The organism is Micromonospora sp. RV43, from assembly GCF_001029515.1.
GTDB classification, from domain to species: Bacteria; Actinomycetota; Actinomycetes; order Mycobacteriales; family Micromonosporaceae; genus Micromonospora; species Micromonospora aurantiaca.
On sequence record NZ_LEKG01000368.1, the window covers coordinates 1 to 1,159 of the forward strand.

Here is a 1,159-nt window from a genome sequence, read left to right on the forward strand (position 1 = left end):
GGCCGCCGCCGCCCGGTACAGCAGCACCAGCAGGCCCACCTCGAACAGCAGCGGTCCGCCGTACAGCACAAGGCCGGGCGTGGGCACCGCGTCGGCGAAGCGCGGGAACAGGTCACCGAGGATCACCCAGACGAAGGCGGCGGCGCCGACCAGGCCGGCCGGTGCGGCCACGTCGTCGAGCGTCCGCAGTCGCGACGAGCGGGTACGCAGCAGGCCGTGCAGCCCGACGATCAGCGCGGCGAAGCCGAGGACGCCGAGCAGGAACAGCGTGTGCCCGGTGTTCCAGGCCCAGGCGCCCTTGTCGCTGTGCCCGTCCAGGCGGTCGAGCAGGCGCAGCAGGCCGTAGCCGAGCAGCAGCACCGCAGACGCCACGGCGACCGGGCGTAGCCACTGGTGCGTGGGACGTGTGCGGGAATCGAGGAGGCTCATCGCCTCAGCGTTCCGGGCGCCCGTGCCCGGGACATCGGGGAGCGGTCCCGAACCTGACCCGGATCAATCCGCTCGCCTCCCGTAGGGGTGCCCGGATACCGTCCGGCCGTGTCCCGCACCGTCTCGCTGGTCCTGCTCGACGCCGTCGGCCGTCCGCTCGGCGCGCTGCCGCCGTTCGACGTGCCGGAGCCGTGGTGGCAGGAGGTCCACTCGATCGTCGACACGGTCCGGCAGCGCCACGGTCTGGAGGTGACGGTGCTGCGGCTGCTCGACGCCGACCGTTCCGCGCCTCCCGGCGGCCACGTCCGCTACCTGGCGCAGGTAGTCGACGCGCCGGCCGTACCCCTGGAACCGGCGGCCGTGGACCTCGCACCGCACCCGTTGCGCCAGCCGTGGGCGGAGGCCGGCGGTCCGGCTCGCAGCGTCGCGTGGGCGACCGGCGAGCTGAGCCGGCTCGGCCGCCGGGTGACGGCGGTGGCGCAGCAGCGCACCTGGAACCTCTCCGCCATCTGGCGCCTGGACACCGACCAGGGCCCGGCGTGGCTGAAGCAGCTACCGTCCTTCGCCCGCCACGAGCCCGAGGTCCTCGGCCGGCTCCCCTCGGTGGCCGGTCTTCCCGGTGACACGGACTCCCTGATCGGCGTGCCGGTGGTGCTCGCCGCCGACGGGGAGGGGCGGATGCTGCTGGACGACGTGCCGGGGGAGGACCGGTACGGGGCCGGAGAGGGGG

Annotated in this window: 1 protein-coding gene and 1 pseudogene; one reads left to right on the top strand and one right to left on the bottom strand. The window is 74.7% G+C overall.

Features of this window, described 5'->3' with window-relative positions:
- Positions 1-429 (bottom strand): hypothetical protein (locus ABD52_RS37245; RefSeq protein ID WP_047894875.1); only part of this gene is annotated, 429 nt, incomplete at its 3' end.
- 108 nt (positions 430-537) lie between these two features.
- Here ABD52_RS37245 and ABD52_RS37250 point away from each other — a divergent pair.
- Positions 538-1,159 (top strand): annotated as a pseudogene (locus tag ABD52_RS37250) (aminoglycoside phosphotransferase family protein); the annotation flags it as partial.